Genomic DNA, 19,872 nt, shown 5'->3' on the forward strand with positions numbered 1-19,872 from the left:
GTGTCAAAATGTAGTCATGCCGCCCGTCGTCCGTCCGTACCGAGGCGTCGCCGCCGACGAACGCCGACGTGAACGGCGTGAAAAGCTGCTCGAGGCGTGCATCGACGCCGTAGCGGAGTCCGGTGTCTCCACCGTCACGGTCGACGACATCTGCACCCGCGCCGGCCTTTCCAAGCGCTACTTCTACGAGAGCTTCGGAGATCGCGACGCCATCCTCGTCTCCGCCCTCGACGACGTCATCGATACCGTGGGAACCGCGCTGAACGAGCTCGAGCAGAAACATGGATCGGCGGAGGACCGCGTCGCACACACCGCCGCGGCCCTGGTACGCGCTCTCACCGCCGATCCACGGGCCTCCCTGCTGTACACCGCGGCATCGGCCAACCCCGCACTCGATGCCCGACGCCGACAGATGGTCGACAGGTTCACCCCGCTACTGATGCGAGAAGTACTCGACGCAGATCCCGGAGACCCACGCGCGGAAGCAGCCACCGTACTGATGGTCGCCGGCACGACCGAACTTCTCGACCGGTGGCTGCGCGGCACTCTGACATTCACCGAAGCCGAGTTCGTCGACACGTTGACCGCACTCGGCGTCGCCTTGGCGACAGCGTTCTGAAGCAGAGGGACCGCACCTGGTTGTTCAGGATCGAACGCCATCGGCGGAATCCCGCGAATCGGCGACGATCGTGAACACTCAGGTGCGTCAGGCGAGTTCACTTTCATGTTGGGAGGCAGCGGAGTTGGCGGCTCTGGTGCGCGCGCGATGTACCGAGCCGAGTACGACGTCGACCACCAGGAAGGCCACCAGACTCAGCCCGAGGAGCGGGACGAACCAGCCGACAGCAACCGCGACGACCGACAGTACGACGACGGACATCGGTGAGATGCGTCGAATACCGCCACGCAACGGCGGCCGTCCAGCGGTGAGACCGGTTGCTTTGGTGGGGCGGCGTTTCCACCACATCATGTAGCCGCGGACGATGACCGATGCCAGTGCGATCGCAAGGGCAAGCAGGGCAAGCTGATTGGCCACGCCGAACAGCGTCCCCATGTGCAACTGAATACCCCACGCCGACAGCTTGGCCGCGAGGGGCCAGTCCGAGAAGTACTGGGTGTCGATCACCGTGCCGGTGCTGCCGTCGATCGAGATGGAGTTGTTCGACATCACCCAGGGCTGACGGGTTTCGGCGACGACGAACGCCACGTCTTCCGACGCCGGGATCGATGCCTCCACCGCTCCGTCGATTCCGTTGGCCTTCGCAGTGTCGAGAACCGAATCGATACGCCCGACGTTGTTTTCGGTCATCGACGCGTCGGCCGACATGTCCATCGAGTGCCCACCGTGGCCGGAGTGATCCCCCATTGTCGCCGCGCCGGCAGATCCGATGGTCGTGGTGACTGCGGGTGTGGTCCAGCTCAGTGCCGATCGCAGTTCGGTGACGTTCTCGCCCGCGTAGGTGGACCACGTGAGTCCGGTGGCGGACAGGAAGATCAGACCGACGGCTATCCAGATACCGGCTACGCCATGCCAGTTCAAGGACCGGTTGCGGCCCTTCGACTTACGATCGAAGGTGAGCAATCTTGCCTTGTCTCGGTTTCGTCGATAGCGCTCGAACCACAGGTAGAGGCCGCCGAGCGCGATCACCCACAACCACGACGCCGCGAGTTCGCTGTAGAGGCGACCCGGCTCTCCCAGGTGCAGATGGCGATGCAGTTCGGAGATCCAGGTGCGCACGGGTAAGGCGCTGGAGGAGCCGTAGACCGTCAGTTCGCCCACGGACGTCGCGGTGGCGGGATCGACGAAGACGGCCAGGCGCTTCGATTCACCGAGGGTGGGGTCGGTGAACAGCACGCGGGTGGTGTCGCCCGAGTCGGCGGCGGGCCGCACGGCGGCGACGGTGAGGTCGGGTCGTTCGGCTTGCGCTGCTCGTATCTGATCCGACACCGGCGCGGCCGGGCCGGTGTCGTCGACGTGCAGGTAGTCCCGATACATGAGTTGTTCGATGGTCGGCGCGACGGCGTACAGCCCGCCGCTGATGGTGGCGATCAGGATGAACGGCGCGATGAGGATGCCCGCGTAGAAGTGCAGCCGCAGGATCAGCGGACGCCAGCTGCGAGGGCTGGTCGGACGGGTGGGCGGGGAAGGATCGGCGACGCGTTCCATTTCCGGTGTGGACACGAGGACTCGTTTCGTGAAGGCATGAGTGGGCGCGCATATATACGCGAGGTGGCATCGCACGACGGATCGAGCCGTGCGCAGACGGCGCGAATCCACGACAGTGCGAGGTACAGGATCGAATGCGGCAACAACCCATCACCCGACGCCTGACGCGCAGGGCGGGTGACACGTTCGGGTTGTGCTCAGGCAGTACGAGCCGGTGGTCCGCGGTTCCCGCAGCCCGAGAGGTCGAGCAGTAGCGTCGATCCCGGGATCCGATACACCGGGAGCGGCGGGGCGATGCGATTGTCGTCGACGACGAGCGCCGTCAACAAAGGCAATGCCCTGCGCAGCGAGGTGACTGCACGCCGGATTCCGAGCTCGGCTCCGCGAATGGCGAGTGCGCCTGCCAGGACGGCGACGGCGTGCGCGGCAAGCATCTGCTGGGTGAGCATCGATCCGTGATGGTGACCGTCGACGGCCGTGAGCAACAGGTGCCCGATCGCCTGCGCCGTAGCCAGAACGACCAGCAGCTGGGCCCGGGGTGCCACCGTGCTCGGTACCGCCGATGTCGCATATCCGACCGCCGCACAGACGAGCACCAGCAGCACTACCGCCGCGTCCGAGGGGAACATCCCGCCACCGAACGTGTGCGCAGCTGCTGTGACCAGCGCGGACAGAGTGCCCACGGATGCCCCGCGCAAGGGCGCGAATCCATCGGTGGCAGACATGGATGGGATCCTACTATCGACTACACCGCGTAGTACTCGTGAGTTGCTCCAAACGCGCGGCCGAATCGCACTGTGCGATCAACCGAGCTTCACCTGCGTGGACCGAAGCATCACGTCACCAGATGTTCGATCAACCACTGCACCGTCGCCTGACGAACTGCGTCGGCGTGATCGGTGAACAGCTCGAAATGCGATTCTGGATAGGACACGTATTCGACGCTCTCGACGTCGGCGAGTGCCTTACGCACTCTCGTGGGCGGAGTGATGGTGTCGGATTCCGCCAGAACCGCCAGGACCGGCACGGCGAGACGGCCCGCGGCCTTACGCGTCGACCACCGCAACATCGCCGGTAGCGAGGCAACGGTCACCTCGTTGCGGTAGTTCTCCGCGCCGCGCGCCATGCCCTCTGCCCATTCGTACGCTCCGTCCGAGTTCATCGCGGCGACCTCACCCGGCCGTCCCGCAGCAGGGATGGTCAGACCCGGCCTACGGATCAGTCGACGAAGTGCGTCTCGCACAATGACCGGCGCGAGCTCCAGATTGCCCGTAGGAGTGAGGCAAATGAAGGGGATGATCGCTGCTACCGCCTTCACTCGTGGGTCCGCGGCGGCGACGGCGATTGCGTGCCCTCCGGACATACTCGTTCCCCACACCCCGATTCTTTCGGAATCGATGCGTGGGTCGGCGATCAGCACATCGAGCGCAGCGTGGAAAGCACGAAGTTGCTGGGGCAGATCGATGTGCTGCCGCACGGGCCCGGCGCTCGCTCCGAACCCGGGGTAGTCGAACGCGAGCGAGGCGACGCCGCCTGCAGCGAGTTCTCGACTGTAGTCCGGAATCAGCATTTCTTTGACTCCGGCAAATCCCGGGGCGGTGAACACTGCTGGCCAGAGCTCGACGCTCTCACCCGCGGGCAAGGTCAGCACGGCGGACACCTCGGTGCCGTCCACCTCGAACGTCATCTGCTCATCGATCATCTCGCGCCCCTCGATCAAGATCCCCCGCCGACCTCGGCGGCACACTTACCTGCCTCGAACCCCGGCGTGTGGACGGTACTCGATCGAGGCCACAGTGCAGTCCGTTCCAGCAGAACGATGGCCACAATCTCACATCCGAGCAATCGGTATGTTTACGATTGGTTATCCTGATCTTCGGTACTCGAACTCTTGAGTACTCCAGCGCCGATGCAGAGTGGAGACGCATAGTGGAGAGCTCGGACGAGGCACAGGCGCGGGTGTTTGCCGACATGCTGGTTGCCGAGATCGCGTCGACCTCGACTCGCGTGGAGGAGTCCGAGCACTGTGCCCGCAAAGCGTCCCGGGTCGGAGATTCCCGCAGTCAGGTGTGGCACAGCGAGGAAGCGCACACCCAGAGGCGGGCCCTGTACGAGTTGCATCGCCAGCTCGATGCGTTGCGTAACCGGTTCCCCATCATGAACGCGCCGACGACGCAGTAGATGCGGCCCGATTCACACTCCCATCCAGCCTGCCGCGTCAGGCCTTACCGGCAATTGCGACGATCAACTCGGACAGCTCCCCGACCGCTTCCTCGGGAGTGAGCGAGCCCGAAACTGCCGCGTGTGACAATGCGTCCGCAGCACCGAAGATCGCGGTGATCGCGGGCGTCGAGATACCACCGCTTCCGAACGGCTCGAGAATAGCCCGGCAACGATCGGAGTACGCCCTCTCGGCAGCGCGCTTGACCTGTTCGAGTTCGGGTGAACCTTCCAGCGCGGCAAGCACTCCTGTCAGTTCACGCCCCTGGGCCAACGTGCAGCCCACGTACGAATTGGCAATAGCGCTCGCGCGTCCGTCCAACGTCGCGGGCGCTGTGTCGAGAGAAGCCTCGAGCATCGCTGCCTGTCGGTCGTCGAATTCCGTGAACAATGCCGCCAAGAGCTCCGCACGTGAGCCGAAATGGCTGTACACCACCGGCTTTGCGACGCCGGCGTGTTCGGCGAGCCGGCCCAGCGTCAGGGCGTCGGCCCCCTCTGCCCGGACGAGAGCCCACGAGACCTCGACGAGTTGGTCGTACCTGTCCGATCGGGACAGTCTCGTGCGTGCCATCGCGGACCTCCTTGCGCTATATACGAACAGTAACCTACTCTTGGTACATAGCCGTTGCTTCAACGAAAGGACCAGCCATGACCGCTCTTGTCGTAGTCTCCCATTCCGATCCCGACTCTCTCACCCACTCCGTCGCCAGATCCATTTCGGACGCGATCCGCACCACTGGCGGAGCTGTCGAGACGGCCGACCTCGCTGCGGAGAACTTCGACCCCCGCTTTGCCATCGCAGATCAGAACCTGTTCCGCGGCAACGGCACCACCCCCGCTGACGTCATCGCCGAACAGGAACGAATCGACCGGGCCGACCATCTCATTCTCGCCTTCCCGATGTACTGGTGGTCGATGCCCGCCCTGCTGAAAGGGTGGATCGATCGGGTCTTCGTCAGCGGATGGGCGTACGAGTACAACCCGGGAGTCGAGCTCGTCAAGAAGCTGGACCGACTCACCGTCCACCTGGTAGTTATCGCTGGCGACGACGCCGAGAGCTTCGAACGCCATCGCGTGCACGACGCGTTCCGCACGCAGATCGAGCGCGGCATCGTCGAATACTGCGGGGCGACAGTCGGATCGACAACATTTGTGTACGAGTCGGATTCCAGAACTCGCGAGGAGCTCGGTGTCGAAATCAGCGAGGTCGGCATTGCCATGGCCGCGCGCGTGCAGGATCAGCGCCCGAGCGTCGACACCCGTCGCACACCCGCCCTGGTCGGCTCGAATTCACATGCAGTGGTGTAGAAATCGCGTCGGGTAGTCGACTCCCACTCAGTCGAATCGCGCTGCCACCGCAGCGAGGTCGGCCACCGACCCATCGGAGATCGTGCGGATGTGTTCGGTGATCGAGTCGATGGGCCAGTTCCACCAGGCGATGTCCAGCAGAGTTCGAATCTCGTCCGCTGTGAACCGTTCTCGGAGCACACGGGCGGGATTACCACCGACGACGGCGTAGTCCGGAACATCCTTGGTGACAACGGCTTCGGTGGAGATCACTGCCCCGTTCCCGATCCGCACCCCCGGCATCACGGTGACGTTGCCGCCGATCCAGACGTCGTTGCCCACCACGGTGTCTCCCCGCGACGGCAGATCGGACACCAAATCCGAGTGCTCGGCCCAGGCACCACCCATGATGGGAAAGGGATACGTGGACACACCGCTCATTCGGTGGTTCGCCCCGTTCATGATGAACGTGACTCCGGTGGCCAAAGCGCAGAACTTCCCGATCACCAATCGATCGGGTCCGTAGTGATGCAGCACGTTTCGGGTCGCGAATTGCTCGGCGAACTCCGGATCGTCGTAGTACGTGTACTCGCCGATGTCGATGAGCGGGCTGGACACCAGCGGTTTCAACAGCACCACCCGCGGCTGCCCGGGAATGGGGTGCAGATTCGATGCGTCAGGAGCGGTCATGCTCCGACACTAGCCAGGCATCGACCGGTCAGGCGGGAGTCAGCCGGAAGATCGGAAACCGTCGCCCTTCGGCTGTCTCGACGTACTTCGCGAAGCCCTCGGACGCGTCCAAGAATTTCTGCCAGTTCGTGTCCCACTCGTCGTCTGGGATTTCCGACACGGTCACGGCGACGGTCTCGACGGCACCGTCTCCGGGAATCTCGACGTCGATGGCGGGGTGTGCACGCAGGTTGTGCACCCAGGCAGGGTGTTTGGGCGAGCCCGCGGCCGACCCGACGATCAGCCAGCTTCCGTCCTCCGGGATCGCCATCAAGGGGTTCAACCGAACCTCGCCGCTCTTGGCACCGATGGAGTGCAGAACGACGAGCGCATCGCCGAAGCCCGCCGTGGACACATGTCCGCCGTTGCTGCGGAACTCGTCGATGATCATCTGGTTGAAGTCGGCCATACGACGAGTATGCCGCGCATCACGCTGTTCAGGACCCGATTCCATCGACGATTTCCGTCGATGTAAGCCAAAGGTTAGCCTGTGCTCATACGCACCTCGCCGCGTACCGCCGTCGGGCAATCCCCGGCGGCTCGTTGCTGTCTGAAACCGAAGGACATCTTCACGTGCTCAACGTTCGTCGCCGCGCCGGGACCCTCGCCGCCGCGGTTGCCATGGTCGGATCACTCGTCGCCTGCGGGGCATCCGAAGAGGTGCCCGACGCGATCTCCGACACCACTGCGGGTGGGACGTCCTATCCACTGACGATCGAGAACTGTGGGGAGTCGGTGACCTTCGCCTCCGCCCCACAGCGGGTGGTGTCACTCGATCAGAATTCCACCGAAATCCTTCTCTCGCTCGGCGTGCAGGATCGGATGGTCGGCACCGCTTCTTGGACAGATCCTGTGCGGGAGAATTTGGCCGAGGCGAACGCCTCGGTCCCCCGACTCGCCGACAACGCGCCCACCTACGAAGTCGTTCTCGACACCGAACCCGATTTCGTCACCGCATCGTTCGGACGCCATTTCGAGCAGGGCGGCGTTGCAGAACGCTCACGGTTCAGCGAAACCGGTGCAGCAACCTATCTTTCACCGACGGACTGCGACGCCGGTCGCAGCGTCAACGGCGGCAACACCCGAACGACGCCGCTGACCACGGATTCGCTGTACCAGGAGATCACCGAACTCGCGGCGATCTTCGACGTCAACGAGCGCGGGGCCGAATTTGTCGAAGAACTGAAGACCCGCATGGCCGACGCCACCGCGCGAACCGCGAATGCCGATGTTTCCGTGGCCTTCTGGTTCGCAGACACCAAGAGCCCGTACATCGCAGGTGGACGGGGATCGGCAGATCTGCTCGCACGCACGGTCGGTATGTCTAACGTGTTCGCCGATACCGACGACGACTGGCCTGCCGTCGGCTGGGAAACCATGGTGGATCGGGATCCGACGGTGCTCGTACTCGGCGACCTCGCACGCAATCGTTTTCCCGGTGACCTGCTAGCGGACAAGATCGCTTTCCTCGAATCCGACCCCGTCACCAGCACGATGGCCGCCGTCCGCGACAAGCGCTACATCTCGCTGCACGGCGCGGAGATGAACCCGTCGATCCGGGCCGTCGACGGAGTCGAGAAGGTGTCGGCCGGACTGCGCGACCTGGGATTGTCGTCCTGATCACCACCGCTGTCCGCCGCCCTTCAGCCGATCGCTCGCCTGCTTCCCGTCATCTGTGGCGGTGGGTTCTGGCGGCGGTCGCTGGAATCGTGATGTGCGTGGTGTCGGTTCTCGTCGCCATCACGCTCGGCCCGGCGAACATTTCGCTGGTCAACGTTCGCGATGTGGTGCTGAACCATCTCGGCGTCACCGATGTGCCGGTCAAGGTGTCGAAGAACGCGATCATTTGGGAGGAGCGGCTTCCCCGAGCACTCGTCGCTGCGGCCAGTGGCGTCGGGCTCGGGATCTGCGGCGTCATCATGCAGTCGCTTCTGCGCAATCCGCTGGCGGATCCGTTCGTGCTCGGGGTGTCCTCCGGAGCCTCGACCGGGGCAGTTGTGGTCGGCGTTCTCGGCGTCGGAGGAGCCGCCCTCGGCCTGTCCGGCGGGGCGTTCATCGGCGCACTCGTCGCGTTCGGCCTGGTGTTGTTCCTCGCCCGAATGTCCGGCAGCGGAAACGACCGCGTCATCCTCGCCGGTGTCGCGACCACTCAATTGTTCTCGGCGCTCACATCTTTCGTGATCTTCGCGTTCGCGGACTCCGACGAGACCCGCGGCGTGATGTTCTGGCTCCTCGGATCGTTCGAGGGAGTGCGATGGGACGACGTCGTGCTGTGTGTGACCGTGGCCGCCATCGGAGCAGTGGTCTGTTGCTACTACGCGTATGTGCTCGACGCGTTCGCGTTCGGTGACTCCGTCGCGTCCTCGCTCGGCTTCGATGTCGCGAAAGTGCGCATGGCGCTGCTCGTCGGTACCGCCCTGATCACCGCGACGTTGGTCAGCGTCGCCGGCGCGATCGGATTCGTCGGGCTGATCCTCCCGCACGCCGCGCGACTACTTGTGGGACCCAACCACAGTCGACTCGTACCGGCCACAGCAATCATCGGTGCCGTCTTCATGGTGTGGGTCGACGCCGTGTCCCGAGTCGCGTTCGCTCCTACCCCACTTCCGGTAGGAGTCGGAACGGCATTGGTCGGCGTCCCGGCCTTCATCGCGATCATGGCTCGCAGGAGAGGAATTCGATGACACTCCATGCGTCGAACGTGTCGTGGAAGCGCGGCGGAGTCCTGGTGGTCGACGGCGTGACCGTGCATCCACGGCCCGGCCGCATGGTGGGCCTGTTGGGCCCCAACGGTTCCGGCAAGTCCTCGCTGCTGCATCTGCTGTCCGGGGCCGCGACACCCACCTCTGGTGTCGTCGAGCTCGACGGTGCCGAACTCGGTTCGCTCAAACGCAAACACATCGCCCGCGCCGTCGCAGTCGTCGGTCAGCATGCCCACACGGACATCGATGTGACGGTCCGTGACGTCGTGCGACTCGGCCGAATTCCGCACCGCGGACCGTTCGGTGGAAGCGACCTGGACGACGACGCAGTGGACGATGCGCTGGCGCAGACCGGGCTCAGCGACAAGGCAGATCGATTGTGGCGCACACTGTCCGGCGGCGAGCAGCAGCGGGCACACATCGCCCGCGCCCTCGCCCAGCAGCCCCGCGAGATGTTGCTGGACGAACCGACCAACCACCTCGACATCCATCACCAGCTCGAGCTGCTGGCGCTTGTCGCGCGCCTGCCGATCACCAGCATCGTCGCCCTCCACGACCTGAACCTTGCAGCGATGTTCTGCGACGAGGTGCTGGTACTCAAAGACGGGAAAGTGGTCGCAGGCGGTACACCTGCGGACGTGCTGACCGAGGACTTGATCGCCGAGGTCTACGAGGTGCGAGCGAGGGTGTCGGTCGATGACGGGCGAGTCCACATCCGATTCGATGCGGCGGCACGGTCCGAGGTGGTTCGTCGCTAACCTTGAACCATGAGTGGATCCTCGAACGACCCCGCAGTCGCGACCACGAACCTGCCTCCGTTCGGGTTCGAGACCACCTTGGCCGACGAGGTTCCCGGCGTCACGGTGCCGTGGCAGGGCACCCCCGCACCGGACCCGCGGGTGCTGATCCTCAACGACGGCCTGGCCCGGTCACTCGCACTCGACCCCGCGTCGCTGCGCACTCCGGACGGGGCGGGCGTGCTGTCCGGGTCCATTCCGCCTGCCGAGACCGCCACCGTGGCGATGGCCTATGCGGGTCACCAGTTCGGCAACTTCCAGCCCCTGCTGGGCGACGGTCGAGCGCTGCTACTCGGTGAGCTTCGCGACGATCGGGGCCATCGAGTCGATCTGCATCTCAAAGGGTCCGGTGCCACACCGTTCTCGCGTGGCGGTGACGGGCGCGCGGTAATGGGAGCGATGCTGCGCGAATACCTGATCAGCGAGGCCATGCGCGCATTGAACATTCCCACCACGCGTTCACTCGCCGTCGTCACGACCGGTGAGCAGGTACTGCGAGAAGGAGGACCGCAACCCGGCGCAGTGCTCGCTCGGGTGGCGTCGAGCCATCTCCGGGTGGGCACCTTCGAGTTCGCCGCCCGGCGCGAGGGGCTCGCGCAGACGCTCGCGGACTACGCGATCGCCCGCCACTACCCTGCCTTCGTCGATCTTCCGGCCGAGGATCGCTACCTCGCCTTCTTCGAAGCCGTCGTGGACGCTCAGGCGTCCCTCGTAGCCCAGTGGATGTCGGTCGGATTCGTGCACGGCGTCATGAACACCGACAACACGACCATCTCCGGCGAGACCATCGACTACGGTCCGTGCGCCTTTCTGGACGCCTACGATCCGGCGACGGTGTTCAGCTCCATCGACCACGGCGGACGCTACGCCTACGGCAATCAACCTGCGGTGCTCGGGTGGAATCTGGCCCGATTCGGCGAAACGCTACTGCCGCTGGTGAATACGACTCCCGACGACGCCATCACGGCTCTCACTGCAGTCCTCGACACGTACGGGGATCGCTACCGACAGCACTACTCTGCGGCGATGGCCCGCAAGCTCGGCCTGGCAGACGATGGCGTGGACGCGGCACTCGTCGACGACCTGCACCGGTTGCTCACCGATCACCGTGCCGACTGGACCCTGACGTTCCGCGCCCTCGCCGAGAATCTGCGCTGGAACACGGCTCCGTTCGAGTCGCTCGTTCCACCCGATGCGTCCGGAAATTGGCTCGAGCGTTGGCGCAATGCGGTTTCGGCACGGGGACAAGGCCTTTCATCTGTCGCCGACGGCATGGATCGCGTCAACCCGGCATACATTCCCCGCAACCATCTGGTCGACACTGCCCTGACTTCCGCGACCGAGGGCGATCTCGAACCTTTCGAGCGCCTGCTCGACGTCGTCACGTCGCCGTTCGATCGACGCGACGACCGGTCGGACTACGCCCTGCCTGCGCCCGAGAACTTCAGTGCCGGTTTTCGAACTTTCTGCGGTACATGACTTCTGCGCAACCCGGCCTCGTCGTCACTGCGGCGGCTCCATGAATTCGATGGTCTCGCCGTCCGGGCCTACTGCGTACATGACTCGGGTGCCCACCTTGGTACCGCCGGCAATCGGTTGTGGACTTCCCTGCGCCCTCCACCCGAACTCCGCGATACGTGTCAGGACCGCATCGATGTTGTCGACCTCGAAAGCAAGATGGGCGAAACCCGGATCGTAGGGTCGCGACGTCCCCGGCTCCCCCTCCACGTTGCGGTATTGCAACAGCTCGATCGTCTGACCCGCAACGGAAACCACGGCCATCCGAACTGCGGCTCCTTGGGCTCCCGTGACCTCTCCGAGAAACTCTCCACCCATCTCACCGGTGCGTTCGAGGGTCGCTCCGAGACCGTCGATCCAGAACCGAAGGGCGTCATCGAGGGAGCCGACGGAGAATCCGACGTGGTCGGAGCGAAGCATCCTGAAGGACATGCCAGGAAGACCTTCGCCTGATGCGTTCACGAGTTGCGTTTCTGTTCGGCCCTGATCAGGCCGCCGCCGACGATCAACCGCTGGATCTCACTTGTCCCCTCGTACAACCGGAGCAATCGCACGTCCCGATAGATGCGTTCGACCGGGACCTCACGCATGTATCCGGCACCGCCGTGGATCTGGACGGCCAGATCGGCGACCTTGCCGACCATCTCGGTGCAGAACAGCTTCACCGCGGACGGCGCGATTCGGCGATCGGTCTCCTGCACCCACGCCCTCGCGGCCTCACGCACCATCGCCCGGCCTGCCATGACTCCGACCTGCTGATCGGCGATCATGGCTTGCACCAACTGGAAGTTCCCGATCGGCTCTCCGCCCTGCGTGGACGCCGCGGCATACGACACCGATTCGTCCAATGCCCGCTGCGCCTGACCGACGGCCAGCGCAGCAATGTGCACCCGCCCCCGCGCCAGAGACGTCATCGCCGCCTTGTAGCCGATATCGCCGGTGCCGCCGACCAACGCGTCGGCCTCGACGCGGACGTCCGTGAAGTTCACATCGGCCGTGCCGGAGCCCTGCTGGCCCATCTTCGCGTCCTTGACGCCCACCTCGATTCCCGCGGTGTCGGCGGGAACCAGGAATACCGCAATACCGTTGCCGCGCTCCGGTTTCGGGTCCAGTTTGGCGAACACGACGAACATGTTCGCGATCGGCGCGTTGGTGATGTATCGCTTGCTGCCGTTGATGACCCACCCAGTGCCGTCGACCTTCGCCGTCGTCTTCAGGCCCGCCGGATTGGATCCGGCCCCGTCCTCGGTCAGCGCGAAGGAGGCGACGATGTCGCCGGTTGCCATGCCGGGCAACCATTTCGCCTTCTGCTCCTCGGTACCGAAGCCCACGAGCACCTGCCCGGCGATCCCGTTGTTGGTACCGAACATCGATCGCAACGACAACGAGGTGTAACCGAGCTCCATCGCGAACTCGACGTCCTGAATCAGATTGAGACCGAGCCCGCCCCACTCTTGCGGAAGCGCGTAGCCGAACAGGCCCATCTCCGCCGACTGCTTCCGCAGATCGTCGGGAATCGAATCGGTGTTCATGATCTCGAGTTCACGCGGCACGACACGCGACCGAACGAACTGCGAGATCTGCTTCAACACGTCCTCGAAGACGTCATCCGGTACATCGGGGTTCAACGTGTCCATCAGACCACTATCGAGTAAGGCGACACCCTCCGTCCACTAGCCGATAGGAACGTCCTGTTCGACGAGGCGCAGTCCCTCACGTCGGCGGAGTCGCCGGACGTTGGCGGCTCCTGCACCGAGTAGGTCCTTCGCGGGATTGTTGACCGAAACAAGTTCAGGACTTCTATCTCGCCGACATCGGTGTCGATCTCATTCGCTCTCCCGCGCTGTCCAGGGTGTGCACCGCGCCCGAGGAGTACAGCTCGTCGATCTCGACTGCGTACTTCTCCGAGATCGGCTTGCGCCGCAGCTTCAGTGTCGGAGTGAGCTCGTCACCGCCCGCCTCCCAGACCGAATCCAGTATGCGGTGGCGTTTGATCTGCTCTACCCGCGAGAGAGTGTCATTGGCAGCCGCGATCCCCTCGTCCACCACCGTCCGAATACGTTCGTCCCAGGCCAGAGAATCGGCTGACGCGTCGTCGATCCCGAGGCGCTTGGCCAGCGCGACGGCGGCGTCGGGATCCAAGGTCACCAGAGCCACGTTGAACGGTCTCGCATCGCCGATGACGGCGACCGTGGCGATCAGCGGACACGCGGCCTTCACTGCGTTCTCGATGTTCGCCGGCGACATGTTCTTACCCGCAGCGTTGATCAGAATTTCCTTCTTACGATCGACGATGCGTACGTACCCGTCGGCGTCGACGGTCGCGATGTCACCGGTACGAACCCATCCGTCACCGTCGATGGCCGCCACAGTGAGTTCCGGCGCATGCCGGTAGCCACCGAAACAGACCGGCCCTCGAACGAGAAGCTCACCGTCCTCGGCCACCGAAATCTCGTTACCTGGAAACACTCGTCCGACCGTGCCCAGCCGAATGGCTCCCGGCGGGTTCATCGTGCCGATCCCGGTGGTTTCCGTCATTCCCCACACCTCGACGACGGTGATGCCGATGGCCAGGAAGAACTCGAGGGTGGCGGGTGATATCGGGGCAGAACCACAGATCGACGCACGCGCCTGATTCAGTCCGATGGCGGCACGCAGCTGGGACAACACCTGACCGTCCAACGCACGCCACTCGGCGGCGTCCTCGGCGGACAACTCGGGGCCGCCGAGCTGGGCACGCGAGCGCAGACGCCCCAATTCGATTGCACGACGCGTTGTTTCCCGAACACTGTCGTCCGATATCGCATCGACCTTGGCTTCGAGTGCCGCACGGAACTTCTCCCACACCCGAGGAACCGCGAACCACACCGTGGGCCGCGTGTCGATCAACGCAGGCAGAATCGCCTTTGCGTCCTCGACGTACGTGACCTGCATTCCGAGGATCGCCATCCAGTACAGACTCGACACCCGGTCTGCGATGTGCGCTGCGGGCATGAACGAGGTGATTCGGTCGCCGAATACGATCGGCACCACCTCGTTCAGACCGTGGGCCGCAGCCAGGACGTTCGCGTGCGAGATCTCCACGGCTTTGGGATCTCCCGTGGTGCCCGAGGTGTAGACGAGCGTGAGCGTGTCATCCGGTCTCGAGGCTCTCCAACTGCTTTCGAAATCGAACGCAGCGGACTGCTTCGCTTCCAACTCCTCGAAGGTCAGGTCCGCGCCCGCGACGTCGCCGTCCATCGACACGATCTGATCGAGCTGAGCTCCGCTGGCCACGACCGTGGACACCATCGCGCTATCGCACAACATGATTCGGGCACCGGAATGCCCGAGCACGTATGCCAGCTGCGCAGGCGAGGAGGTGTTGTAGACCGACAGCGTCGTGGCACCCACATGCATTGCGGCAGTGTCCGCGAGTGCAAAATCGGGCCGATTGCGCATCATCAGCGCGACGACGTCACCCCGGCGCACACCGAGAGCATGCAGCCCCGAGGCCACAGCGTGTACCCGCGAGTCGTACTGAGCCCACGTCACCGCAACAGCGTCGCCCGGAGTACGGAACGCCACCGCATCGGGATCGATCTTCCTTGTCCGCTGAAACGCCTCGCACACCGTCAGCGGCAAGCCGATATCATTGCTGCTCAACGGTTTTCTCCTGTCGGACGTATGCTGCGTGCGACGGCCTTGCGGTGGCCGAGCGTCGGAATGTCCAGCGGCTTGGGATGACGCGTTCCGAAGTGATCGGACCAGGATCGATGGGGCCGGTGCGGCCGCGCACCCTGGAAAGCGAGGTAAGCACCGATCGCGGGCGGCACGACACGCCGATAGGTCCGGGACGGGTCGGGCAATCGATGTACCGCACGAAGATCCTCGGTCAACACCGACAGCAGAATGCCGTCGGAGAAACGCTTCGTATGACCGGGGAACCACCGCTCCTGCCAATCGAGGAACAGTTGATCGACGATCTTGCGTGCCCCGTCGGTGTGCTCGTAACGGGCCTCGTAGTCGAAGGTCCAGCGCAAGAACCCTTCCCGCGTCTGCGGAGCGTCGAGTCCCATGTATTCGCCGACCTGACGCCAGAAGTGAAAGCGCGCCTCGCGCTCGTTGTCGGTGAAGACATTCAATCCGAGGTGTTCGACGATACGATCCGGCTCGAAAGCCAGCGATCCCAGCGTGTACAGCTTGTCGTCGTCGGTGATGCCGAATCGTGAGTGGATCTGCTCCATCCGGTCGATGAACGATCGGCCGTATTCGCTCGAGTGGCCGTGATGGAGCATCTCTCCGAAGAAGAGCAGCGTGTCGTCGTTGCGTCGGCGCACGTCGTGCATCATGTCGCCGGTACCGGTCCGGTACAGAATTCGCGCGATCGACGGAATCGCCACCTGTCGGGCGAAGGCGACCGTGTATGCGGCATGAGCGAAAATGGCATCCCCGTAGCGGACTTCGAGGCTGAGATGGGTGGCTTCCTCGTTTCCGACAACCGGGTCGAGTTCCTCGATCCGGCGGCCGACCGCCCGGCCCGTCACCCACTTCCGAGACATCAGTGCTGCGCTCGACGCCATGACTTTTCCTCCGCATTCCGTCATCGGCACCAAACAGGAACGGCACCGTTCTCAGTTCACCATCAACTAGGAACGCCTCCGTGTCAATATGTAGCCGAAGATTGGAGTTCGGGCTCCACATGGCCGAATACCGGCGGCGGCTTGCCGAGCAACTGACAAGCCCGAGCACCGAGCATCTCGAACCGGCACTCCGTGAACGCCTCCTCGCCTACTCGAGGCAACCTCCCCGGCGCACACGTCGCATCGGCGGATGACCGAGGGCTCAGGATGCCGCGGCGAGGTCTCGATCATCGAGGAAGAACCCATCTCTTTCGATATCTTCGTCGATCCCACTGCGTGACATCCGTTGCCCCGCTGCCGAATCAGCTTCGGTGATCGAGAAGGTGTGCTCGAGGCGGCTGGACGCAGGCCGTGGTATCGGCCACAGTGAAGCGGTGGATACATCCCCTCGCGTGCCGCGCACACGCACGTACTCCGACATGGTCGCCTTGGGCAGCTCGTTCGCTGCCGGGCCCGGAATCGAACCGGTGGTCGACGACAAGGCGATGCGGTCCGGGAGAAACTACGCACACCTCGTCGCCGAGGACCTGGGTGCCGCGCTCACGGATGCAACGGTGTCGGGGGCCACCACGGCCACGATCCTCGAGAAGAAGCAACGAGTCTCGACGACGCGGTTCGCCCCACAGATCGACGCAGTCCGAACCTCCACCGATCTCGTGACGATCACCGTCGGTGGAAACGATCTGGGCTATCTCGGCGCACTGCTCGGGTGTGCTGCGGCGAACCGGGTAGCGCACCGCTGGTACGGCCGTCCTGCGGGATGGTTGTTCCGAAAGGTGCTGTCCAAGAAGGACATCACCGACGGTCTCGTATCGGACACCACAGACTCCGTCGTCAGGATCATCGACGAGGTACGACGGCGTGCACCACACGCGCGGGTTGTGATGGTCGACTACGTCCCGATCGTTGACGACACCACTGTTCCCAGCGACACCGTTCCTCTCACCGCCGAGGAGATTGCGTTCGCCCGCAACGTCTCGGCGACGTTGTCGGACATCTACCTCGCCGCCGGAGCGAAGACCGGGGCAGAGATCGTGTCCGCGTCGTCCTTCGAGTCCGGCCACGGTACCGGTGCCGCACAACCCTGGGTTCACGGCTTCCGACCCAACGGACTTCTCGCCGGGTCGTTCCATCCGACAACAGAGGGTATGCGCGCTGCAGCAGATCTGGTGTTGGAACTTCTCCGACGCAGCGACGGGACCGGGAACGGATCGAGCTAGGAACCAGAAAAGACGGGCCGAACGACAGACGGCCGAGTTCCGCAGTACGCCAGGTTTACTCGGTCCATCGATAGTCGAGGAACTTCCCGTCGAACGTCACCACGACGCGATCTCCGTCATCGTGCGGGCGACGTTCGATGTTTATCGTGAAGTTGATGGCACTCATGATGCCGTCGCCGAACTCCTCGGCGATCAGTTCTTTGAGCGCCGGGCCGTACACCTCCAGCGCCTCGTGGAATCGGTAGACCGTGGGGTCCGAAGAGATATCGAGCGACCCGCGATAGGGGGCCAGGGTCAGCTCGAACAACGAGCCTTCGGGCATGTTCAACTTCTCTGCGAGAATATCGGCCTGAGCGACGCTCAGCGGATGCTGGCCGTACAGTGCCGACACCGTCCATGCCACCGGCATGTCGATGGCCTCGGCCAAGCCGGCCCAACTGAATCCGGCACGTGCGCGTGCAAGTCGAATCTCCTTGATCAAAGGCTTGTCTTCGAAACCGGTCACGAGTTCTCTCCTACGTAGTCGTTCTGCACGCTCGGCCTCTCGAGACCACGCGCCTGGCTGCCCGACGTCCCAGTCTCAGCCGAGAACTTCTGGCTCGCAACATGTGGTCTCGATATCTCCGGCGCTGTCCGATGTGTGTCGAGCCGCATCGAGACTTCGGTCGACATGCATGCTGGTATCCATATCCGTGGATCTTGTGCACCTTCACCGCTAGGACACAACGAAAGTACTGACGACATGACGCAACTCGGTCTAGGCCTTGCCGCACTCGGACGCCCCGAGTACCTGACGGTGGGGCACTCGGCTTCGATAGAGGGACGTTTCGATCCGGCCGCCCTCGAGCAGCTGTGCCACGCGGTACTGGACGCGGCTTGGGACCGCGGAGTTCGACACTTCGACGTCGCGCGCTCCTACGGGTTGGCCGAACGGTTCCTCGGCAGCTGGTTGTCTCGACAGCCGAATCGGCGCGCCGACCTCGTGATCGGCTCCAAGTGGGGATACGCCTACGTCGCCGATTTCCAGCAGGGAGCCGAGATTCACGAGGTGAAGGAACACTCGGTTGCCCGCTTGGCCGAGCAGTGGCCGCAGACCCTCCACGAACTCGGCGGTGCGCCCGACCATTACTTGATCCACAGCGTCACCCCGGACAGTCCGGCCCTGAGCGACGGTGCACTGCTCGACGACCTACGGGCCGTGGCAGACAGCGGTACCCGAATCGGCATCAGCACGAGCGGGCCACACCAAGCCGACGTCGTCCACGCAGCGCTCGAGACAGGGGTCTTCAGCTCGGTGCAGTCGACGTGGAACCCACTCGAGCCGTCTGCCGGTCCCGCACTGGCACGCGCACACGACGCCGGCTGGTTCGTCGTCGTCAAAGAAGCAATGGCCAATGGCCGACTCGTGGCCGAAGATTCAGCACTCGGCCGGGTCGCGGATTCGGCCGGCATCGGCCGCGATGCACTCGCGCTGGCGATCGCACTCGCGCAACCGTGGGCCGATGTGGTGCTGTCCGGCGCGGCCACCGTTACCCAACTCGAGCAGAATGTTGCCGCACTCTCCGTCGACCGCGAGCTGATCGTGGCGGCCGGCCTGAACAGCGCAGAGAATCCAGAGCGCTACTGGAACAACCGTTCTCACCTGCCGTGGACGTGACCGCCGATTCCACCATGCTGCGTTGCCGGGCATGCTCGGGTCGATCTGGCGGGCCCTCTCATCGACGCGTCGCGGCGAACACGTCGACCGGATGTGGCACCCGGGGCCTGCCATCGGAACCGGGCACCGAAACCGCATCCAGGTAGGCCCGTACCGGCCCGCGCAGATCTGGCGTCAGCCGGGCCTGTACGGAGAAGTCGAGCACCTCGTCGCTCGCGGAAGAGAGGTCGATCTGCGCGTCCAGAGCGACCACGTCGTCGAGAAAGATCCCGGCGTCGACGAAGGCACTCTCGACGTCTGCGCTGAACCACTGTCGGTGGCCCTGCAGCGGCGGGGCGAGAACGCCGACCAACGCGTTGAGTGCAGCCGTCGGCGCAATGGCCACCCAGAGCTCGCCGCCGGGTCGCAACAAGCGGAGCGCGGCACGCAGCGTCGCGCCCAGGTCGGGGACGTAATACATCGAGTGCACGAACATCACGACATCGAAGGTTTCGGCCACCGCGGAGTCACCGAACGACGCGACGTACGAGTCGGAGCTGAGCTCGTCCGCCTCGAGCGCGGACATTGTGGCGGCGAAGCGCTCCGCGCTTCCGACCCAGGGGTCGACGCCGACGTACCGCACCGGTCGGCCGGGTACCCCCTGTATCAGCCCCGCGGCGAGCCGGGCGTCCAGCGAGCCGTCACCGCAACCCACCGACAGCACCGAGACCGGTCCGTCCCCGATCGCTGCCAGCCGGTCGGCGAAGTGCTCGGCGATCAGGCCGCGCTGGTCGGAGAGGCGCTCGAAGTCGGCATGCTCGCGTGCGTAGGACTCGGGCTCGAGGCCGGCCAAGGCCGGAGCACCACGCCGCGCCGCTCGCACACCGTCGAGAAGGACGGCCGCGATGTCGGTCGGCAGATTCGGAGCTATGTTGGAGGTCACAGTGAGTCCATCATGACGCACCCACCCGGTG

21 protein-coding genes are annotated in these 19,872 nt (G+C 64.4%); 9 read left to right on the top strand and 12 right to left on the bottom strand.

Annotation, left to right across the window (positions count from 1 at the left end; translation table 11 throughout):
• The first annotated feature begins 16 nt into the window (after window positions 1–16).
• Window positions 17–619 (top strand): TetR/AcrR family transcriptional regulator, encoded by a 603-nt coding sequence (locus tag BH93_RS22535; protein WP_037172636.1) that lies wholly within the window; start codon window positions 17–19, stop codon window positions 617–619.
• 87 nt (window positions 620–706) lie between these two features.
• Here BH93_RS22535 and BH93_RS22540 read toward each other — a convergent pair whose 3' ends face one another.
• The 3 genes from BH93_RS22540 to BH93_RS22550 form a co-directional block, all read right to left on the bottom strand.
• The gene (locus BH93_RS22540) at window positions 707–2,182 is read right to left on the bottom strand and encodes a PepSY-associated TM helix domain-containing protein (RefSeq protein ID WP_037173345.1); all 1,476 of its coding nucleotides are present in this window, start codon (window positions 2,180–2,182) and stop codon (window positions 707–709) included.
• Window positions 2,183–2,364: 182 nt separating this feature from the next.
• The gene (locus tag BH93_RS22545; protein ID WP_037172637.1) at window positions 2,365–2,892 is read right to left on the bottom strand and encodes a hypothetical protein; all 528 of its coding nucleotides are present in this window, start codon (window positions 2,890–2,892) and stop codon (window positions 2,365–2,367) included.
• Window positions 2,893–3,002: 110 nt separating this feature from the next.
• Window positions 3,003–3,869, bottom strand: a complete 867-nt coding sequence (locus BH93_RS22550) for an alpha/beta hydrolase (RefSeq protein WP_037172638.1) — start codon at window positions 3,867–3,869, stop codon at window positions 3,003–3,005.
• A 227-nt stretch (window positions 3,870–4,096) separates the two neighbouring features.
• On the opposite strand from BH93_RS22550, the gene BH93_RS22555 reads away from it, so the two are divergent.
• On the top strand, window positions 4,097–4,348 hold the full coding sequence (locus tag BH93_RS22555) for a hypothetical protein (RefSeq protein WP_155290896.1): 252 nt from the start codon (window positions 4,097–4,099) through the stop codon (window positions 4,346–4,348).
• Between the two features lie 37 nt (window positions 4,349–4,385).
• Here BH93_RS22555 and BH93_RS22560 read toward each other — a convergent pair whose 3' ends face one another.
• Window positions 4,386–4,958, bottom strand: a complete 573-nt coding sequence (locus BH93_RS22560; RefSeq protein WP_037172643.1) for a TetR/AcrR family transcriptional regulator — start codon at window positions 4,956–4,958, stop codon at window positions 4,386–4,388.
• 77 nt (window positions 4,959–5,035) lie between these two features.
• Between BH93_RS22560 and BH93_RS22565 the strand changes: the two genes are divergently transcribed.
• The gene (locus BH93_RS22565; protein ID WP_052064946.1) at window positions 5,036–5,695 is read left to right on the top strand and encodes an NAD(P)H-dependent oxidoreductase; all 660 of its coding nucleotides are present in this window, start codon (window positions 5,036–5,038) and stop codon (window positions 5,693–5,695) included.
• Window positions 5,696–5,722: 27 nt separating this feature from the next.
• On the opposite strand, the gene BH93_RS22570 is transcribed toward BH93_RS22565, so the two are convergent.
• Both BH93_RS22570 and BH93_RS22575 read right to left on the bottom strand, forming a co-directional pair.
• Complete coding sequence (locus tag BH93_RS22570; RefSeq protein ID WP_037172645.1) at window positions 5,723–6,364, bottom strand: CatB-related O-acetyltransferase; 642 nt, start codon at window positions 6,362–6,364, stop codon at window positions 5,723–5,725.
• 28 nt (window positions 6,365–6,392) lie between these two features.
• A complete protein-coding gene (locus BH93_RS22575) occupies window positions 6,393–6,812 on the bottom strand; it encodes a nitroreductase/quinone reductase family protein (protein WP_037172646.1) in 420 nt (139 codons plus the stop codon).
• 212 nt (window positions 6,813–7,024) lie between these two features.
• Between BH93_RS22575 and BH93_RS22580 the strand changes: the two genes are divergently transcribed.
• The 4 genes from BH93_RS22580 (at window position 7,025) to BH93_RS22595 (ending at window position 11,381) form a co-directional block, all read left to right on the top strand.
• On the top strand, window positions 7,025–8,023 hold the full coding sequence (locus BH93_RS22580) for an ABC transporter substrate-binding protein (protein ID WP_052065045.1): 999 nt from the start codon (window positions 7,025–7,027) through the stop codon (window positions 8,021–8,023).
• 92 nt (window positions 8,024–8,115) lie between these two features.
• Window positions 8,116–9,087, top strand: coding sequence for a FecCD family ABC transporter permease (locus BH93_RS22585; protein WP_165712811.1), 972 nt, complete (start codon window positions 8,116–8,118; stop codon window positions 9,085–9,087).
• Window positions 9,084–9,863, top strand: coding sequence for an ABC transporter ATP-binding protein (locus BH93_RS22590; RefSeq protein ID WP_037172651.1), 780 nt, complete (start codon window positions 9,084–9,086; stop codon window positions 9,861–9,863). Before BH93_RS22585 ends, BH93_RS22590 begins: the two co-directional genes overlap by 4 nt.
• 9 nt (window positions 9,864–9,872) lie before the next feature.
• Window positions 9,873–11,381 (top strand): protein adenylyltransferase SelO, encoded by a 1,509-nt coding sequence (locus BH93_RS22595; protein WP_037172653.1) that lies wholly within the window; start codon window positions 9,873–9,875, stop codon window positions 11,379–11,381.
• Between the two features lie 24 nt (window positions 11,382–11,405).
• Here BH93_RS22595 and BH93_RS22600 read toward each other — a convergent pair whose 3' ends face one another.
• From BH93_RS22600 to BH93_RS22615, 4 genes are all read right to left on the bottom strand, one after another.
• Window positions 11,406–11,852 (bottom strand): VOC family protein, encoded by a 447-nt coding sequence (locus tag BH93_RS22600; protein ID WP_197914468.1) that lies wholly within the window; start codon window positions 11,850–11,852, stop codon window positions 11,406–11,408.
• A 26-nt stretch (window positions 11,853–11,878) separates the two neighbouring features.
• On the bottom strand, window positions 11,879–13,057 hold the full coding sequence (locus tag BH93_RS22605; protein WP_037172656.1) for an acyl-CoA dehydrogenase family protein: 1,179 nt from the start codon (window positions 13,055–13,057) through the stop codon (window positions 11,879–11,881).
• Window positions 13,058–13,220: 163 nt separating this feature from the next.
• Window positions 13,221–15,065 (bottom strand): AMP-dependent synthetase/ligase, encoded by a 1,845-nt coding sequence (locus BH93_RS22610; protein WP_242459039.1) that lies wholly within the window; start codon window positions 15,063–15,065, stop codon window positions 13,221–13,223.
• Entirely contained in the window at window positions 15,062–15,982 is a 921-nt protein-coding gene (locus BH93_RS22615; RefSeq protein WP_052064947.1) for an oxygenase MpaB family protein, read from the bottom strand. Before BH93_RS22615 ends, BH93_RS22610 begins: the two co-directional genes overlap by 4 nt.
• A gap of 434 nt (window positions 15,983–16,416) precedes the next feature.
• On the opposite strand from BH93_RS22615, the gene BH93_RS22620 reads away from it, so the two are divergent.
• Window positions 16,417–17,262, top strand: coding sequence for an SGNH/GDSL hydrolase family protein (locus tag BH93_RS22620; RefSeq protein ID WP_155290897.1), 846 nt, complete (start codon window positions 16,417–16,419; stop codon window positions 17,260–17,262).
• A 55-nt stretch (window positions 17,263–17,317) separates the two neighbouring features.
• On the opposite strand, the gene cynS is transcribed toward BH93_RS22620, so the two are convergent.
• Window positions 17,318–17,767 carry a cyanase gene (gene cynS / locus BH93_RS22625; protein WP_052064949.1) on the bottom strand — a complete coding sequence of 150 codons (450 nt, stop codon included), beginning with the start codon at window positions 17,765–17,767 and terminating at the stop codon, window positions 17,318–17,320.
• A gap of 237 nt (window positions 17,768–18,004) precedes the next feature.
• On the opposite strand from cynS, the gene BH93_RS22630 reads away from it, so the two are divergent.
• Window positions 18,005–18,919, top strand: a complete 915-nt coding sequence (locus BH93_RS22630) for an aldo/keto reductase (RefSeq protein WP_032376250.1) — start codon at window positions 18,005–18,007, stop codon at window positions 18,917–18,919.
• 58 nt (window positions 18,920–18,977) lie between these two features.
• Here BH93_RS22630 and BH93_RS22635 read toward each other — a convergent pair whose 3' ends face one another.
• Complete coding sequence (locus BH93_RS22635; protein WP_037172664.1) at window positions 18,978–19,841, bottom strand: class I SAM-dependent methyltransferase; 864 nt, start codon at window positions 19,839–19,841, stop codon at window positions 18,978–18,980.
• Window positions 19,842–19,872: the final 31 nt, after the last annotated feature.

The sequence above is a fragment of the Rhodococcoides fascians A25f genome, assembly GCF_000760935.2.
Classification (GTDB): domain Bacteria; phylum Actinomycetota; class Actinomycetes; order Mycobacteriales; family Mycobacteriaceae; genus Rhodococcoides.

What these genes read in the sequence shown, in the direction of transcription:
- BH93_RS22630 (WP_032376250.1), top strand. Translation starts at nt 18,005, where the DNA reads ATGACGCAACTCGGTCTAGGCCTTGCCGCACTCGGACGCCCCGAGTAC.
- BH93_RS22570 (WP_037172645.1), bottom strand. Translation starts at nt 6,364, where the DNA reads ATGACCGCTCCTGACGCATCGAATCTGCACCCCATTCCCGGGCAGCCG.
- BH93_RS22550 (WP_037172638.1), bottom strand. Translation starts at nt 3,869, where the DNA reads ATGATCGATGAGCAGATGACGTTCGAGGTGGACGGCACCGAGGTGTCC.
- BH93_RS22535 (WP_037172636.1), top strand. Translation starts at nt 17, where the DNA reads ATGCCGCCCGTCGTCCGTCCGTACCGAGGCGTCGCCGCCGACGAACGC.
- BH93_RS22545 (WP_037172637.1), bottom strand. Translation starts at nt 2,892, where the DNA reads ATGTCTGCCACCGATGGATTCGCGCCCTTGCGCGGGGCATCCGTGGGC.
- BH93_RS22615 (WP_052064947.1), bottom strand. Translation starts at nt 15,982, where the DNA reads ATGGCGTCGAGCGCAGCACTGATGTCTCGGAAGTGGGTGACGGGCCGG.
- BH93_RS22560 (WP_037172643.1), bottom strand. Translation starts at nt 4,958, where the DNA reads ATGGCACGCACGAGACTGTCCCGATCGGACAGGTACGACCAACTCGTC.
- BH93_RS22605 (WP_037172656.1), bottom strand. Translation starts at nt 13,057, where the DNA reads ATGGACACGTTGAACCCCGATGTACCGGATGACGTCTTCGAGGACGTG.
- BH93_RS22595 (WP_037172653.1), top strand. Translation starts at nt 9,873, where the DNA reads ATGAGTGGATCCTCGAACGACCCCGCAGTCGCGACCACGAACCTGCCT.
- BH93_RS22600 (WP_197914468.1), bottom strand. Translation starts at nt 11,852, where the DNA reads ATGTCCTTCAGGATGCTTCGCTCCGACCACGTCGGATTCTCCGTCGGC.
- BH93_RS22565 (WP_052064946.1), top strand. Translation starts at nt 5,036, where the DNA reads ATGACCGCTCTTGTCGTAGTCTCCCATTCCGATCCCGACTCTCTCACC.
- BH93_RS22580 (WP_052065045.1), top strand. Translation starts at nt 7,025, where the DNA reads ATGGTCGGATCACTCGTCGCCTGCGGGGCATCCGAAGAGGTGCCCGAC.
- BH93_RS22590 (WP_037172651.1), top strand. Translation starts at nt 9,084, where the DNA reads ATGACACTCCATGCGTCGAACGTGTCGTGGAAGCGCGGCGGAGTCCTG.
- BH93_RS22585 (WP_165712811.1), top strand. Translation starts at nt 8,116, where the DNA reads ATGTGCGTGGTGTCGGTTCTCGTCGCCATCACGCTCGGCCCGGCGAAC.
- BH93_RS22575 (WP_037172646.1), bottom strand. Translation starts at nt 6,812, where the DNA reads ATGGCCGACTTCAACCAGATGATCATCGACGAGTTCCGCAGCAACGGC.